This is a genomic window from Phenylobacterium sp. (assembly GCF_025351295.1).
Classification (GTDB): domain Bacteria; phylum Pseudomonadota; class Alphaproteobacteria; order Caulobacterales; family Caulobacteraceae; genus Phenylobacterium.
The window spans coordinates 39,514-54,698 of sequence record NZ_JANXWD010000048.1 but is presented as its reverse complement, the minus strand read 5'-3'; the positions used below and the strand labels follow the sequence as shown (position 1 = coordinate 54,698).

The 15,185-nt window shown below is 68.4% G+C and carries 16 protein-coding genes; 5 read left to right on the top strand and 11 right to left on the bottom strand.

Features of this window, described 5'->3' with window-relative positions:
• Positions 1–120: 120 nt before the first annotated feature.
• Positions 121–882 carry an ABC transporter permease gene (locus Q0R13_RS07715; RefSeq protein WP_293901900.1) on the bottom strand — a complete coding sequence of 254 codons (762 nt, stop codon included), beginning with the start codon at positions 880–882 and terminating at the stop codon, positions 121–123.
• Positions 879–1,802 (bottom strand): ABC transporter ATP-binding protein, encoded by a 924-nt coding sequence (locus Q0R13_RS07710; protein WP_293901897.1) that lies wholly within the window; start codon positions 1,800–1,802, stop codon positions 879–881. The genes Q0R13_RS07715 and Q0R13_RS07710 overlap by 4 nt, the downstream gene beginning before the upstream one ends.
• Before the next feature lie 287 nt (positions 1,803–2,089).
• Here Q0R13_RS07710 and ahcY point away from each other — a divergent pair, with 287 nt between their 5' ends.
• From ahcY to Q0R13_RS07695, 3 genes are all read left to right on the top strand, one after another.
• Positions 2,090–3,481: an adenosylhomocysteinase gene (gene ahcY / locus Q0R13_RS07705; RefSeq protein ID WP_293901895.1), complete on the top strand. Its 1,392-nt coding sequence runs from the start codon at positions 2,090–2,092 to the stop codon at positions 3,479–3,481.
• A 185-nt stretch (positions 3,482–3,666) separates the two neighbouring features.
• Complete coding sequence (locus tag Q0R13_RS07700; RefSeq protein WP_293901893.1) at positions 3,667–4,512, top strand: PfkB family carbohydrate kinase; 846 nt, start codon at positions 3,667–3,669, stop codon at positions 4,510–4,512.
• On the top strand, positions 4,509–5,642 hold the full coding sequence (locus Q0R13_RS07695; RefSeq protein ID WP_293901891.1) for a serine hydrolase domain-containing protein: 1,134 nt from the start codon (positions 4,509–4,511) through the stop codon (positions 5,640–5,642). The genes Q0R13_RS07700 and Q0R13_RS07695 overlap by 4 nt, the downstream gene beginning before the upstream one ends.
• 358 nt (positions 5,643–6,000) lie before the next feature.
• On the opposite strand, the gene rarD is transcribed toward Q0R13_RS07695, so the two are convergent.
• The 3 genes from rarD to Q0R13_RS07680 all read right to left on the bottom strand — a co-directional run bounded on the left by rarD (position 6,001) and on the right by Q0R13_RS07680 (position 9,778).
• Positions 6,001–6,939, bottom strand: coding sequence for an EamA family transporter RarD (gene rarD, locus Q0R13_RS07690; RefSeq protein ID WP_293901888.1), 939 nt, complete (start codon positions 6,937–6,939; stop codon positions 6,001–6,003).
• A gap of 4 nt (positions 6,940–6,943) precedes the next feature.
• Positions 6,944–7,975, bottom strand: a complete 1,032-nt coding sequence (locus Q0R13_RS07685) for an aspartate-semialdehyde dehydrogenase (protein WP_293901885.1) — start codon at positions 7,973–7,975, stop codon at positions 6,944–6,946.
• A gap of 186 nt (positions 7,976–8,161) precedes the next feature.
• Positions 8,162–9,778: a PEPxxWA-CTERM sorting domain-containing protein gene (locus Q0R13_RS07680; RefSeq protein ID WP_293901882.1), complete on the bottom strand. Its 1,617-nt coding sequence runs from the start codon at positions 9,776–9,778 to the stop codon at positions 8,162–8,164.
• Positions 9,779–10,024: 246 nt separating this feature from the next.
• Between Q0R13_RS07680 and Q0R13_RS07675 the strand changes: the two genes are divergently transcribed.
• Positions 10,025–10,417 carry a hypothetical protein gene (locus Q0R13_RS07675; protein WP_293901879.1) on the top strand — a complete coding sequence of 131 codons (393 nt, stop codon included), beginning with the start codon at positions 10,025–10,027 and terminating at the stop codon, positions 10,415–10,417.
• A gap of 26 nt (positions 10,418–10,443) precedes the next feature.
• Here the strand turns inward: Q0R13_RS07675 and Q0R13_RS07670 are convergent, their stop codons facing one another.
• Both Q0R13_RS07670 and Q0R13_RS07665 read right to left on the bottom strand, forming a co-directional pair.
• Positions 10,444–10,851: an EVE domain-containing protein gene (locus Q0R13_RS07670; RefSeq protein ID WP_293901876.1), complete on the bottom strand. Its 408-nt coding sequence runs from the start codon at positions 10,849–10,851 to the stop codon at positions 10,444–10,446.
• 101 nt (positions 10,852–10,952) lie between these two features.
• A complete protein-coding gene (locus Q0R13_RS07665) occupies positions 10,953–11,324 on the bottom strand; it encodes a hypothetical protein (RefSeq protein ID WP_293901873.1) in 372 nt (123 codons plus the stop codon).
• A 141-nt stretch (positions 11,325–11,465) separates the two neighbouring features.
• Between Q0R13_RS07665 and Q0R13_RS07660 the strand changes: the two genes are divergently transcribed.
• Positions 11,466–12,386: a bifunctional helix-turn-helix transcriptional regulator/GNAT family N-acetyltransferase gene (locus Q0R13_RS07660; RefSeq protein WP_293901870.1), complete on the top strand. Its 921-nt coding sequence runs from the start codon at positions 11,466–11,468 to the stop codon at positions 12,384–12,386.
• A 5-nt stretch (positions 12,387–12,391) separates the two neighbouring features.
• Here Q0R13_RS07660 and leuB read toward each other — a convergent pair whose 3' ends face one another.
• From leuB to Q0R13_RS07640, 4 genes are read right to left on the bottom strand one after another with little or no spacing between them, the layout of a single operon-like run.
• Positions 12,392–13,444 (bottom strand): 3-isopropylmalate dehydrogenase, encoded by a 1,053-nt coding sequence (gene leuB / locus Q0R13_RS07655; protein ID WP_293901867.1) that lies wholly within the window; start codon positions 13,442–13,444, stop codon positions 12,392–12,394.
• Positions 13,445–13,454: 10 nt separating this feature from the next.
• Positions 13,455–13,760: a putative quinol monooxygenase gene (locus Q0R13_RS07650; protein ID WP_293901864.1), complete on the bottom strand. Its 306-nt coding sequence runs from the start codon at positions 13,758–13,760 to the stop codon at positions 13,455–13,457.
• The gene (gene leuD / locus Q0R13_RS07645) at positions 13,757–14,368 is read right to left on the bottom strand and encodes a 3-isopropylmalate dehydratase small subunit (protein WP_293901862.1); all 612 of its coding nucleotides are present in this window, start codon (positions 14,366–14,368) and stop codon (positions 13,757–13,759) included. The genes Q0R13_RS07650 and leuD overlap by 4 nt, the downstream gene beginning before the upstream one ends.
• Positions 14,368–15,180: a VOC family protein gene (locus Q0R13_RS07640; protein WP_293901858.1), complete on the bottom strand. Its 813-nt coding sequence runs from the start codon at positions 15,178–15,180 to the stop codon at positions 14,368–14,370. The genes leuD and Q0R13_RS07640 overlap by 1 nt, the downstream gene beginning before the upstream one ends.
• Positions 15,181–15,185 lie beyond the last annotated feature (5 nt).

Below are 15,185 nucleotides of genomic sequence, written 5' to 3'. Positions count from 1 at the left end.
CCCGGCTGGCGCCGCCGCGGCCCGCTCGGCGCCTCCGAGGCGCCCCGTCGAACCTTCTGAGCGGACCCCCTGAGTCGGCATTCGCCGACAGCTCCCCCAAGGGGGGAGCAACTTTGCGCATCACGTCTTCAGTTTCCACCCGGTCCTGAAGATCACGGTCACCAGCCCCAGGCAGACCGTCAGGAACCCCAGCGTCGCCACCAGGCTCACGCCGACGCCGACGTCGGAGACCCCGTAGAAGCTCCAGCGGAAGCCGCTGACCAGATAGACCACCGGGTTGAACAGGGCGATCGTCTTCCAGACGCCGGGCAGCATGTCGATCGAGTAGAAGCTGCCGCCCAGGAACGTCAGCGGCGTGATCACCAGGGTCGGGATGATCGACAGCTTCTCCCAGCCGTCAGCCCAGATGCCGGTCAGGAAGCCGAACAGGCTGAAGGTCACCGAGGTCAGCACCAGGAAAGCGGCCACCCAGACGGGGTGGATGATCTCGTAGGGCACGAAGATCCGCGCCGTCGCCAGGATCACCAGGCCCAGGACCACCGACTTGCTGGCCGCCGCGCCGACATAGCCCACCACCACCTCGGCGGCGGAGACCGGGGCCGACAGCACCTCGTAGATCGTGCCGGCGAACTTCGGCATGTAGATGCCGAACGAGCCGTTGGAGATGCTCTCGGTCAGGATCGACAGCATCAGCAGGCCGGGCACGATGAAGGCGCCGTAGCTGACCCCGCCGACGCTGGGCATGCGGCTGCCGATCGCCGCGCCGAACACGATGAAATAGAGCGAGGTGGTGATCACCGGGGCGGCCACGCTCTGCACGATGGTCCGCACCCATCTGTGCATTTCGAAAAAATAGATCGCTCTCACCGCGTGGATGTTCATGCGCGCGCTCGCACCAGGCTGACGAAGATGTCCTCCAGCGAGCTCTCCTTGGTCTGCAGGTCCTTGAAGTCGATGCCGCGTTCGGCCAGCCGCTTCATCAGCTCGGCGATCCCCGTGCTCTCGGCCTGGGCGTCGAAGCTGTAGACCAGCTCGGTCCCGCCGGCGGCGAGGTCCAGCTGGTAGTCGCCGAGCCCGGCCGGCACGGCGGCCAGCGGTTCCTGCAGGTGCAGCGTCAGCTGCTTCTTGCCCAGCTTGCGCATCAGGACCTGCTTGTCCTCCACCAGGATCAGTTCGCCCCTGGAGATCACCCCGATCCGGTCGGCCATCTCCTCGGCCTCCTCGATGTAGTGGGTGGTCAGGATGATGGTGACGCCGTTGGCGCGTAAGGACCGGACCATCTGCCACATGTCGCGGCGCAGCTCGACGTCGACGCCGGCGGTGGGCTCGTCCAGGAACAGGATGGTCGGCTCGTGGCTGAGCGCCTTGGCGATCATCACCCGCCGCTTCATGCCCCCGGACAGCGTCTGGATCTTGGCGTCCTTCTTGTCCCAGAGGCTGAGCTCCTTGAGCACCTTCTCCAGGTGAGCCGGGTTCGGCGGCTTGCCGAACAGGCCGCGGCTGAATTTCACGGTGTCCCAGACCGTCTCGAAGGCGTCGGTGGAGATCTCCTGCGGCACCAGTCCGATCTTGGCGCGCGCGGCGCGGAAGTCCTTCTGGATGTCATGGCCGTCAGCAGTGACCGTCCCAGCCGTCATCCGGACCAGGCCACAGGTGATGCCGATCAGGGTGGTCTTGCCCGCGCCGTTGGGGCCCAGCAGGGCGAAGATCTCGCCCTTCTCGATGCTGAGGTCGACGGACTTCAACGCCTGGAACCCGCCGGCATAGGTCTTCGACAGGCCTTCGATGGATATGATCGGCACGAGCGCTCCTTCAGCCGTCCCCACATAGGGCGCAGGGCGCGGCTGAGCTAGGCAGACTTCCCTCCCTTAATGGGGAGGGACAGCCTGCGAAGCAGGCAGTGTGGGGAAGTATGGGCCGGACGGGGCGTGGGTGATCCCGACTCCCCCACCCTGACCGCTGCGCGGTCTGTCCCTCCCCATTCAGGGAGGGAAAGGTCGCATAAAGATTTCCTTATATGCTTGTTGATACCCGGCGGCGGTCCCGCTATAGGGGCGATCAACGCCGAAATTCCGCCTCAGGGACGACCATGACCGACTACATCGTGAAAGACCTTTCGCTGGCCGCCTTCGGCCGAAAGGAAATCAACATCGCCGAGACCGAGATGCCGGGCCTGATGGCCACGCGCGCCGAGTTCGGCAAGAGCCAGCCACTGAAGGGCGCCCGGATCGCCGGATCGCTGCACATGACCATCCAGACCGCGGTGCTGATCGAGACCCTGCAGGCGCTGGGCGCCGACGTGCGCTGGGCGTCCTGCAACATCTTCTCGACCCAGGACCACGCCGCTGCCGCCATCGCGGCCCAGGGCACCCCGGTGTTCGCGATCAAGGGCGAGACCCTGGTCGAGTACTGGGAGTACGCCCACAAGATCTTCGAGTGGTCGGACGGCGGCTACCCGAACCTGATCCTCGACGACGGCGGCGACGCCACCCTGCTCTGCGTGCTGGGCCCCAAAGCCGAGCAGGATCCCTCGATCCTCAACAAGCCGGAGAACGAGGAGGAAGAAGCCCTCTACGCGGTGATGAAGCGCTACCTGCAGGAGAAGCCCGGCTTCTATTCGGCGATCCGCGATTCCATCAAGGGCGTGTCGGAAGAGACCACCACCGGCGTCCACCGCCTCTACCAGATGCATGAGCGCGGCGAACTGCCGTTCACCGCCATCAACGTCAACGACAGCGTCACCAAGTCGAAGTTCGACAACCTCTACGGCTGCCGCGAGAGCCTGGTAGACGCCATCCGCCGCGGCACCGACGTGATGCTCTCCGGCAAGGTCGCCGTGGTGCTGGGCTATGGCGACGTCGGCAAGGGCTCGGCCGCCAGCCTGCGCAACGGCGGCGCCCGCGTCATCGTCACCGAAGTCGATCCGATCTGCGCCCTGCAGGCGGCGATGGAAGGCTATGACGTCCAGACCGTGGAAGACGTGGCGGGCCGGGGCGACATCTTCGTCACCTGCACCGGCAACAAGGACGTGCTGACCGTCGATCACATGCGGGCGATGAAGAACAACGCCATCGTCTGCAACATCGGCCACTTCGACTCGGAAATTCAGATCGCCGGCCTGCGCAACTTCAAGTGGGACGAGATCAAGCCGCAGGTCCACCACGTGGAATTCCCGGACGGCAAGAAGATCATCGTGCTGTCGGAAGGCCGCCTGGTGAACCTGGGCAACGCCACCGGCCACCCCAGCTTCGTGATGAGCGCCAGCTTCACCAACCAGACCCTGGCCCAGATCGAGCTCTGGCAGAACGGCGCCAAGTACGAGACCCGGGTCTACACCCTGCCCAAGCATCTGGATGAGAAGGTGGCCATGCTCCACTTGGAAAAGCTTGGCGCCAAACTGACCAAACTCTCCAAGGAACAGGCCGATTACATCGGCGTGACGACCGAGGGCCCGTTCAAGCCGGAGCACTATCGCTACTAGGGCGGCCCGCCGTTAACCCTTTGGGGGTCCGGCCCCCCGCCGCGGCGGCGCTGCCTCGGCAAGCGCCGCCTGCGGTGCGCGTCAAGGTTAGCCGAATACTACCAGAGATGGTTAAATTCGGCCGCCACGCTATTTCTAGTAGAAAAACGCTGGTTACTTGAAAGTATCTGGGCTAGGGCCGAACGGTGCCGCTAGCCCTGATCCTCTCCTCATTCGTTGCCGCGAGCCGCATCGGCGGGGCCGCGCAGCAATATGTGCTGGCGGCGCACAAGATCGACCCGGTGCTGGCGCCGACGGTGATGTTCGGCCGCACGCCGGCCCGCGGGGGTCGCGGCGAAGTCACCTCGCCCGAAGTCTTCCGGCGCATGCTGGTCGACATCGAGGCCGACGCCCTGTTCGGCATGGTCGATCTGATCATCACCGGCCACTTCTCCGATCCCGAGCAGGTGGAGATCGCCGCCGGGGTGATCGAGCGGGTACGCACCACCGAGCGCAGCGACGCCTGGGGCGCGCGGCCGCTGGTGCTGGTCGACCCAGTGCTGGGCGACTCTCCCAAGGGTCTCTACGTGTCCTATGAGGTGGCCGCCGCGGTCGAGAGCCGGCTGGTGCCCCTGGCCGACTGGATCACCCCCAACCTCTGGGAACTGGCGTTCCTCGCCGACCGCCAGATCAATTCGGCCGCCGACGCCCGCGACGCGGCGCGGTCGCTGGGCCGGCCCGCCCTGGTGACCTCGGTGCCGGCGAGGGAGGACGAGATCGGCCTGCTCTACGTGGACAAGGAGGAGGCGGTGCTGTTCGCCCATCCGCGCCGCGAGCGGGCGCCCAACGGCACCGGCGACCTGGTCACCGCCAGCTTCGGCGCCGGCCTCGTGGAAGGTCGCGACCCGCGCGACGCGGCCGAGCGGACGGCCCGCGCCGTGGCCGAGACCCTGCTGGTGGCGCAGGCCTGGAAGTCGCTCGACCTGCCGATCGTGGCGCTGGCCGATCGGATCGTGAATCCCACGGCTCAGGTGCGTATAGAGGCGCTATGAGCGTCGGGACTTCTGTCGAGATCGCAGGCTTCGCGCCGAACCGGTTCGCCGCGGTGAAGGACGCCTTCGCCGCCAATTTCGCCGCCGGCGAGGAGCTGGGCGCGCGCTTCACCCTGGTCGAGGCCGGCGAGGTGGTGCTGGACCTGATGGCCGGCTGGGCCGACCGCAGGCGCACCGTCCCGTTCGGCGAGACGACGCTGGCCCCGGTGTTCTCCAGCACCAAGGCGGTCGCGGCCCTGATGATCGCCCGCCTGGTTGACCAGGCGAAGCTGGACTACGGGCAGACCGTCGCCAGCGTCTGGCCCGCGTTCGCCCAGGCCGGCAAGGCCGCCGTGACCGTCGAGCAGGCGATCTCGCACCAGGCGGGGCTGCCTGGGTTTCCCGAGCCGATGGACCCCGGGCTCTGGGTCGACTGGGACGCGATCTGCGCGAAGCTCGCGGCCATGGCCCCGATGTGGCCGCCGGGCTCGGCCAGTGGCTACCATCCCGTGACCGTGGGCTATATCGCCGGCGAGATCTTCCGCCGGGTCGACGGGCGAACCATCGGCGCCGCGTTTCGCGAGGATATCGCCGCGCCGTTCGGCCTGGATGTGTGGGTCGGCCTGCCGGCCGACGTCGAAGGCCGGCTGGCCGAACTGCAGCGTCCCAGCGCGCTGCCGGAGTTCGGCGAGATCAACGCCGCCACCCGCGCCGCCTTCCTCGCCCCGTGGTCGTCGGCCGCCGGCAAAGCGGGGACCGACTACCGCCGGATGGAGGTGCCCTCCACCAACGGCTACGCCACCGCCGAAGGCCTGGCCAAGGTGATGGGCGCGCTCGCCAACGACGGCTGGCTGGACGGCGGCGAGATCCTCGCGCCCGCGCTGATCGCCGAGGCGGCCCGCGAACGCATCCGCGGCCAGGACCTGGTGCTGCCGTTCGTGATGAGCTGGGCGGCGGGCTTCATGCGCAACGAGCCGAACTTTCCCTGGGGGCCGGGCGCGCAGACCTTCGGCCACTCCGGCTGGGGCGGCTCCTGCGCCTTCGCCGACCCGCAGCGCAAGCTGGGCGGCGCCTACGTGATGAACAAGCAGGGCGTGGCCCTGATGGGCGACGCGCGGCCAAAGCGGCTGATCGCGGCGTCGTACGTCTAGGGGGTCGCCTCTTGGGAAGGTGCGCAAACGAAAAAGGGCCCGCGAGGGGCCCTCATCAGAAGCTGGGTCTTGGGCGTGGGCTTAGACGCCGAGGCCGGCGGTGGCGAAGGCGGTCAGCATGCCGATGACCAGGAGGGCCAGGGGGGCGAAACGGTCGGCTTGGCGTTCGAATGAGGCGAAGGTCATGACACACACCTTGAGATCTTTGTGAGGGAACCCCGGGGGAGCGGGGCTGTCCGTCTGGACACCGTTTAGATAGCACCATCTGAACACTGCACAGATCAGCAATTTCACAGACCCGCTATGCGTTTGTGCATGAGCGACTCCTTTACCCCTCGGCCTCGCCGCCGGAGAGGAGCTATTCTGCCGCCGCCTCCACGGTATCTCGCGCTGCCCGCAGGATCGTCCGCGATCTGCGCCACGCCCCCCATGCGAACACCGCCGCACCGCCCCAGATGAACACGAACGACAGCGCCCGCAGAGGACCGAAGGCCTCGCCCTCGGTCACGCCGATCACGATGCCGATGGTCGGGCCGATGAACTGAAGGAAGCCCATCACAGAGAGCGGCAGGCGGCGCGCGCACCAGGAGAACAGCACCAGCGGCACCGCCGTGATCGGTCCGGACGCCAGCAGCCACGCCGTAGTCGCGACCGAGACGCCGAAGTGACCCTGGCCGCGGCTCGCCAGCCAGGCCACGAAGGCGAGGCCCGGGGTCGCCAGCAGGAGGCACTCGATGAAAAGGCCGGTCTGGGCGTCGGCCCTGACCTGTTTACGCACCACGCCGTAGGCCCCGAAGGAGACCCCCAGCGCCAGGGAGATCAGCGGCAGATGGCCGATGGCGGCGGTCTGCACCGCCACCCCAATCGCCGCCAGGCCGATGGCGACGCCGCCGATGCGGTCGATGCGCTCGTGGAACAGGAAGGCGCCGGCCGCCATGTTGAGCAGCGGGGTGATATAGTAGCCGAGGCTGGAATCCAGCACGCGGCCAGTGGTGACGGCCCAGATGAACACGCTCCAGTTCGATGCGATCAGCGTTGCCGAGAGCATCAGCCAGGCCAGGGTGCGGGGTGTGCGGAAGACGGCCAGGACCTGCCGCCACTGGCCGGCCAGCAGGACGAAGATCAGCGCCGTCGGCGTACCCCACACGGTGCGATGGGCGAGAATCTCCCAAGGGCTCACGCCCTGGCGGCCGATGGCCTGGAAGACCAGCGGCACGAAACCCCAGATCAGATAGCAGCCGATCCCGGCGATCAGCGCCACGCGGGCCTCGGCCCCAGGCGCCGTTGGCGAGGACATGGGCCTAGGCCAGGGCTTTCTGGCGGATCAGGCCGCGCTGGTGGAGCAGCTCGGCGATCTGCACCGCGTTCAGCGCCGCGCCCTTGCGCAGGTTGTCAGAGACCACCCAGATGTTCAGGCCGTGCTCCAGGGTCGGGTCGTTGCGGATCCGCGAGACGAACACCGAGAAGTCGCCCTGGGCCTCCTTGGGGGTCATGTAGCCGGTGGGGTCGCGCTTATCGATCACGATGACGCCGGGGGCCTCGCGCAGGATGTCGCGCGCCTCGTCCTCGTCCAGGTGTTCGTGGAACTCGATGTTGACCGCCTCCGAATGGCCCACCATCACCGGCACGCGGACGCAGGTCACGGTGAGCGCGATGTCCGGATCGAGCATCTTGTGGGTCTCGTTCCACATCTTGTGCTCTTCGTCGGTGTAGCCGTCGTCCTGGAACTCGCCGATGAACGGGATGACGTTGAAGGCGATCTGCTTGGGGAACTTCTTCGGCGGGGTGGCGCCCAGGACGAAGACGTTCTTGGTCTGGTCGAAAAGCTCGTCCATGCCTTCCTTGCCGGCCCCGGAGACCGACTGATAGGTCGAGACCACCACCCGCTTGATCCGCGCGGCGTCGTGCAGCGGTTTCAGCGCCACCACCAGCTGGATGGTCGAGCAGTTGGGGTTGGCGATGATGTTCTTGCGGTCGGCCCACTCGCAGTCGTCCGGGTTCACCTCCGGCACGATCAGCGGCACGTCCGGGTCCATCCGGAAGGCCGAGGAGTTGTCGATCACGATCGGGCCGGCGGCGCCGATCCTGGGCGCCCATTCCTTGGCGAAGGCGCCGGACACGCTCATCAGCACCACATCGACGGTGGAGAAGTCGAACTGGGCGATGTCCTGGCACTTCAGGATCCGGTCACCGAACTCCACTTCCACGCCGATGGAGTTCCGCGATGCGATCGCGTGAATCTTGTCCACGGGGAATTTCACTTCCTCGAGGATGTTCAGCATCTCGCGGCCCACGTTGCCCGTGGCGCCGACGACGGCGACCCGGTAACCCATTGGCGTCTCCTAGAATGAGGGAGCGTCCCGTTACGCCCCCGGCTCCGCCAAGGCAAGGCGAGGGAAGCTGATCGTTCGATCGAACAGGGGGCGTTCGCTTGGGTCAAAGCCCGTCGCCCGGACCTGACACGACAACGCCGCCGATCGCGAGACCGGCGGCGTTGCAGACGTCCCCCCCAGAAGACGTCAGACCGACAGCGCGCCCCGGCGGCGACGAAGCGCCGAGCCGAGCAGGCCGAAGCCGGCCAGCATCAGCGTCCAGGTCGCCGGTTCGGGCACCGCCGTGCCGACGTTCAGTTCCGAGATCCAGGTGCTCCAGCGCGATCCGCCGCTGCCGCCCGGGTGCCCGCTGGCTTCGTTGTTGTATTCGCGGGCGTACTCGCCGATCACCCAGAACTCACGGTCGTTGGTGGGGTCGAGCGATACCGCGCTGTAGTCGCCCCACCGCTGGCGGCCGGCGGCGATCTTACCGAAGGTGCTGCCGTTGTGGTAATCGTCCACGAGGCTGACCTTGAGCAGTTGCTCGTCGCCGCGCTTCGCCAGCTTGCCGCCGATGCCGGTGCTGAAGGCCTGGGCGAGGAAGCTGATGTTGCCGTCCGACGGATCGGAGCCGGACCGGTTATAGCCGATCACCACCTGGCCGTACTTGTTCACGGCCAGCGAACCTTCCCAGTAGTCGTGGAGGCCGTCGCCGATCGCGCCTTCGTCCAGCAGCGCGTTGGTCGCCGCGTCGATCACGTCGTAGCGCACATAGGTGTGGTCGCCGTTCAGCGGGGTGACCGTGTAGACCGAATAGATGCGGCCGTTGACCTCGTAGCTGGACGACCCGATCCGCTGGTCCAGGGTGTCAACCACCCGGTCGTTGCTCGGGAAGTCGCCGTTCGTGAAGATGTCCGGGACCTGGTTGGGCTGACGGGCGGCGTTGTTGGAGCCGTAGTCCTGGATGCCGACGTAGGCGGCGTTCTGGTAGGTGGCCGCGCCGCTGCCGGCGTTGGCGAGGTCGTAGCGGAGCACATCGTCAAACAACAGGGAGGCGGCGACGATGTGGCCGGTCGAGCCCGGCCCCGTGCTATTGACCCCCTGGATCGCGAAGCCCGCGTCCGTGCAGGTGGCCGGGTTGCAGGGCGCCACCAGCTGCTGGAGGCCCGCCACGCTCGGCGCGGCCGGGCCGATCAGGCTCGCCAGCGGAATGACGTTGAGCGTTGTGCCGCGGAAATTACCCGCAGCATTGAAGTTGTTGGTGCCGATGTAGACGGCGTTGTTGTCCAGCGCGAGGGTCGGATAGTCCGCCGTGCCGCCGGCGAAGCCGGTGAACTTGGTCGACTGCCAGATCCCGGTTGCATCCGAGGTGTTGGACACCGCGATCTGGATGTCGGAGACGCTGTCGCCGAACGACAGCGCGATCCAGCGGTCCGCGGCCTTGTTGTACATCACGCGGGAGTCGCCGTTGGCGCCGGTCTGGCCGGCGGCGGCCCAGAAGGCCAGGTCGGACGTGGCCTTGGTGGTGTTGCCGGTGGCCTTGTCGAAGACCGCGAAGCCGCCGTTCACGAACTCGGTGAACTGGGTCTTGCCCACGGCGCCCATGGTGTCCGGCGGGATGAAGTTCCGCGCATAGGAGGCGACGTCGTACTGGCTGACGCCCTGGAAGCCTTTGACTACCATCGTGGAGCCGCCGAACACCGTGGCCTCGCGCGCCGCCCCGCCGGCATCACCGGCGGCGAAGGGCACGTGCTCCATCTGCTCGAAGTCTTGGTACTCGTCCTTCACATTCGCGCTGGTCTGCGCGAGCGCGGTGGACCCCATCAACGAAGAAAGTAGAAGCGCAGCACCCAGCGCGCCGGACATTTTCATAACGCAATCCCCACCACATGCCGCCGCAACGGCCCCATAACATATCGTTAACATTTTCCCGCGTGGCGGCAAGCGTACTCGCCTCAGGGGAGAGTGTGTAATATTTTGAGCGGCCAACAGGTGTTTGGCGGGCCGATTTTACCCGGCACCGGTCGCGAGCCGTGCAAAGCCGCCGTCGCTGGCCGATAAGGTTTCCCCATGTCGTCGCCCTGGATCCTGCTCGCCGCCGCCGCGGCCCTGGCCGCACCTGCGGACAGCGGCGGGCTGACCGGCGTCTGGGGCGGCGACCGGGCCGTCCTGACCGTCACCGCCAAGGGTGCCCGGCTCGAGACCGACTGCGCTACCGGTGCGCTGACGGCGCCGATTCGCCTGGACCGGTTCGGACGGTTCTCCGTCGAGGGGACCTTCCAGGGCATGACCGGCGGGCCGCAACGCGCCGATGAAGACGCCGCCTCGCCGCCGGCGGTCCGCTACAGCGGCCAGGTGAAGGACCAGACGATGATCTTGAGGCTGCCGTCCGCCGACGGGCGGCCCGCCCGCGAATTCACGCTGCGGCAGGGCGTCCGGCCGAAACTGGCGCGCTGTCTCTAGGCGGCCAGCGCCTGCACGACAGCGGCTCAGTCGCCGGCCAGCGTCAGGATCGTCGCCCATTCCTCGGGGCGGACCGGGGAGACGGAGAGGCGGCCCTGGCGGATCATCTCCAGGCCGGAGAGGGCGGGGTTGGCCTTCATCTCCTGCAGCGTGACCGCGCGCTTCAGCGCCCGCACCGGCTTCAGCTCGACGGCGACGAAGCGGCCGGCGGGGTCGGTGACGTCCGGAAAAGCCTCCTTCACCACCTCGGCGATCCCCACGACGGCCAAGCCTTCCTGGGAGTGGTAGTAGAGCACCGGGTCGCCGACCTTCATGGCCTTCAGGTGCAGGGCCGCGGCGTTGTTGCGTACGCCGTCCCAGACCGTGCGGCCATCGCGCTCCAGGTCGGCGAAGGCGTATTTATTGGGCTCCGACTTCACCAGCCAATAGGACATCGCCGCCTCCGGTTCGCGTGGCCGGAGCATGGCAAACCGCGGGGGGATTGCACAGCCGCTCTGCGCGAATGGGGCCGCGAGGGGCTGGCGGCGGTGGTGGCCTAGGCGGCGGCCCTGGCCTCGGCGTAGAGGTCGCGCACCGAGCGCAGGCCCTTGAGAATGGCCGCGCGTTCCTTGGCGTCGGGCTTGCGCGAGACCATGAAGCGCCATGAGCGGGTGTGGACGGCCAGGGCCTCGCGGTCGAACCGGTTCGAGGCGATCATGTCCTTGAGCAGGCCGATGAAGCTGGCCACCACGGCGCCCGCGCCGTCCTGGCCGTCGTCCGGATAGCTGTCCACCACGTCGCGTAGCATCTGCAGGTCGCTGACGCTGGGCGCCTTGCCGAGCGCGGCGACCAGGCCTTCGGCGAGCGCCAGCACGTCGGCGTCGCCGGCGCGACGGCTCGGCTTCGGCTTTTCGTCGGGCTTCGCCATGGACCTCCGGCCTTCCCTTGCAGGCGCTCACGGCGTCGAGTCTCCCCTCCAGACCTTAACGGCACCCTACCTGACAGCGCAGCTTTCGGTTGTGCAGCTGAAATACTTGACTCCGTCAATTAACTTCGGCGCCATTCCCCGATGGCAGACCTCACCGACACCGTCGCGGCCGTGCGGCGTTTCAACCGCTTCTACACGCGCGCCATCGGGGTGCTGGACCGGGCCTATCTGGGCGGCCCCTACACCCTGGCGGAGAACCGGGTGCTTTATGAGATCGCTCAGGGCGAGGCGGCGACCCCCTCGGAGATCTGCGCGGCGCTGGACCTCGACGGCGGCTACCTGAGCCGGATGCTGGCGCGGCTGGAGCGCGACGGCCTGGTGGCGCGCCGCCGCTCGCGGCTGGACGGGCGCAGCGTCAACCTGGCCCTGACGCCGGCTGGCCGGGCATTCTTCGCGGCCCTCAACACCCGCACCGTGGCCCAGGTCGAGGCGCTGGTGGGCGGGCTCTCAGGCCCGGACAAGGCGCGGCTGGCCGCGGCGCTGGACACCGCCCAGGCCCTGCTCGAACCCGACCCGGCCAGGCTGCCGATCGTGCTGCGGCCGCATGGCCCCGGCGACATGGGGTGGGTCACGGCGCGGCACGCGGTGCTCTACGGCCGCGAATACGGCTGGGGCCCGAAGATCGAGAGCGTCACCGCGCGGATCTGCGCCGACTTCCTGGACAACTTCGATCCGGACCGCGAGCGGTGCTGGATCGCCGAGCGCGGCGGCGACCGCGTGGGCTGCGTGTTCCTGGTCAGGGAGGACGAGACGGTGTCGCGGCTGCGCCTGCTGCTGCTGGAGCCGGCGGCGCGGGGCGAGCGGCTGGGGCGGCGGCTGGTCGACGAATGCCTCGGCTTCGCGCGGTCCGCCGGTTACCGCGAGATGGTGCTCTGGACCCACGGCGAACTGACCGCGGCCCGGGCGATCTATGCGGCGGTGGGCTTTCAGCTGGAGGAGAGTCACATCCACGAGGACTTCGGCAAGCCGGCGGTCAGCGAGACCTGGCGGCTGCGGCTCTGATGCCGCTACAGCGCCGCCAGCACCGCGTCGCCCATCTGGGTCGTGCTCAGCGCGCCGCCCAGGTCGCGGGTGCGGGCGCCGTTCTCCAGCGCGCGCTCCACGGCGGCGAACAGCCGGCCGGCCTCGGCGGGGCGGCCGAGGGACCAGCGCAGGGCCATCTCGAACGACAGGATCGCGGCCAGCGGGTTGGCCAGGTTCTGGCCGGCGATGTCGGGCGCCGAGCCGTGGATCGGCTCGTAGAGGCCGGGCGCACCCTCAACCCCGAGCGCCGCCGAGGGCAACATGCCCAGCGAGCCGGTCAACTGGGCCGCGGCGTCCGACAGGATGTCGCCGAACAGGTTGTCGGTGACCAGGACGTCGAACTGCTTGGGCGCCTTGACGATCTGCATGGCGGCGTTGTCGGCCAGGATGTGGGTCAGCTCGACGTCGGCGTAGTCGCGCCGGTGCAGGTCGGTCACCACCTCGCGCCATAGCAGGCCGCTATCCATCACGTTGGACTTCTCGGCGCTGGCCACCTTGTTGCGACGACCGCGGGCCAGTTCGAAGGCGACGCGGGCCACCCGCTCGATCTCCATGGTCGTATAGACCTGGGTGTCGACGGCGCGCCGGCCGCCGCCCGGCAGGTCCTCGATGAACCGCGGGCTGCCGAAATAGATGCCGCCGGTCAGTTCGCGCACGATCATCAGGTCCAGGCCCTCGACGATCTCGCGCTTCAGGCTGGAGGCGTCGGCGAGCGGCTGGAAACAGAGCGCCGGCCGCAGGTTGGCGAACACCCCCATGCCGGCGCGCAGGCTGAGGAGGCCGGCCTCGGGGCGCTTGTCGCGGGCGACGCCGACCCACTGCGGCCCGCCCACCGCGCCCATCAGCACGGCCTTGGCAGCCCTGGCGGCGGCCAGGGTCTCGTCGGCCAGCGGCGTGCCGAACCGGTCGTAGCTGCATCCGCCGAACAGGCGCTCCTCCAGGGTTAGGTCCGGGGTCAGTTTCTCGGCCACCCGGCGCACCTGGGCGGTCACTTCCGGCCCGATCCCGTCGCCGGGCAGGAGCAGCAGGTCGGTCATGGGTCGGGTCTCAGCCTAGAGTGCGTTCGGAGGCGACCTCGTACAGGCTGAGCTTCCGGTCCGAAACCCCGAACTCGGCCCCGGCGGCGCGCCACGCCGCCATGTGCGGGGCCTTGAAGTGGGCGTCGATGGCGGCCTGGTCGCGCCAGGCCTCGAACACCCGGATCAGGCCCGGGTCCTGCACATCGACGGCGTAGGAATAGGTCAGGCAGCCGTCCTCGGCCCGGCTGGCGGCCAGCATGGCGTCCTGATGCGGCCGGAAGGCCGGCAGGTTCTCAGGCGGCACGCGCACCGTGCCGGCGATGATGATCGTCATGCGCGCTCCAGCCAGGGCTGCGACAGGGCCCGCTTCGTCTCATAGGTGTCGATCGAGGCGGCGGACGTCAGGGTCTCGCCGATGGCGTCCAGGCCCTGCAGCATCTTGGCCTTGCGCTGCGGGTCGATCTCGAAGGCGAACACCTGGCCCGACGGCGAGGTGACGGTCTGGGTCTCCAGGTCGACGCTGACCACGTGGTTGCCGCCCCGCGCCTCGTCCATCAGCTGCGCCACCTGCTCGGCCTTCAGCACCACCGGCAGCAGGCCGTTCTGGAAGCAGTTGTTGTAGAAGATGTCGGCGAAGCTGGTGGAGATCACCGCCTTGATGCCGAAGTCCATCAGCGCCCAGGGCGCATGCTCGCGCGACGAGCCGCAGCCGAAGTTATCGCCGGCGATCAGCACCCCCGCGCCCTTGTAGGCCGGCTGGTTCAGCACGAAGTCGGGCTTCTCGCGCCCCTGCCGGTCGAAGCGCAGGTCGTAGAACAGTCCCTTGGCCAGCCCGGCGCGGTCCACGGTCTTCAGGAACTGCTTGGGGATGATCTGGTCGGTGTCGATATTGGCTAGCGGCAGCGGGGCCGACTTGGCGTCCAGGCGGGTGAAGGCTTGCATCAGGCGGTTTCCAGGGCTGCGGTCTGCTGGATCATGAGGGTGGGGACGCCGCCCAAGGTTGTCCCACTTGGCGCATCGCGGACCGTGAAGACCTTGGTGCCCGGCTTGCGGCCGGTTCGCAACTCCGAGACGTTGAAGCCATCGGTGGCCAGGCGCGCGTGGAGCGCGTCGGGGTCGGTGACCCGCCAGGCCAGGCCGCCGAAGCTGTCCGGCTCGTCGGATGGCGGCCGCTTGGTGCTGGCGCCGAACTCCAGCACGCCCTCGCCGCAGCGGAAGAACAGCTGGCGCGCGCCCCACGCCTCGTTCGTGCGGTCCAGCCGCAGGTCCAGGCCGAGCCGGCCGCCGAAGTTGGCGACGGCCCGGTCGACGTTGGCTGTGCGGACCACGACGTGGTCGAGAGCGGGGAGACCGGCCGTCGCCTGCGAGGGCAGGGGCGGGAAACCCATCAGGGCGACTTGAATGCCGCCGGTGGAGGCGGGTTCGAACATCGTGGCGCGCTCGGTGCGCTCGGCGATCGCCAGGCCGCGGCGCTCGCAGAGGCGGGTCTCCGCGTCGAGGTCGGAGGCGGTCAGCGCCACCAGCCACTGGCCCTCGCCCGCGGCGTCGAGGCGGCCCCGCACGCGGTCGCCGGAGGTGCCGTCGCCGTGGGGTGCGACGACCTCCAGCCCCATGTTGTCCAGCCAGAACCACGCGCGGCGCGCGCCGCCTGCGTCCTCAATCTGGGGCTCGATCTCCAGCAGGCGGCGGTAGCCGTCCATCCCGGCCTCAAAGTCGCGCATGGCGACAGCGACGTGGTGAAGTCCTTTGATCATCGGGT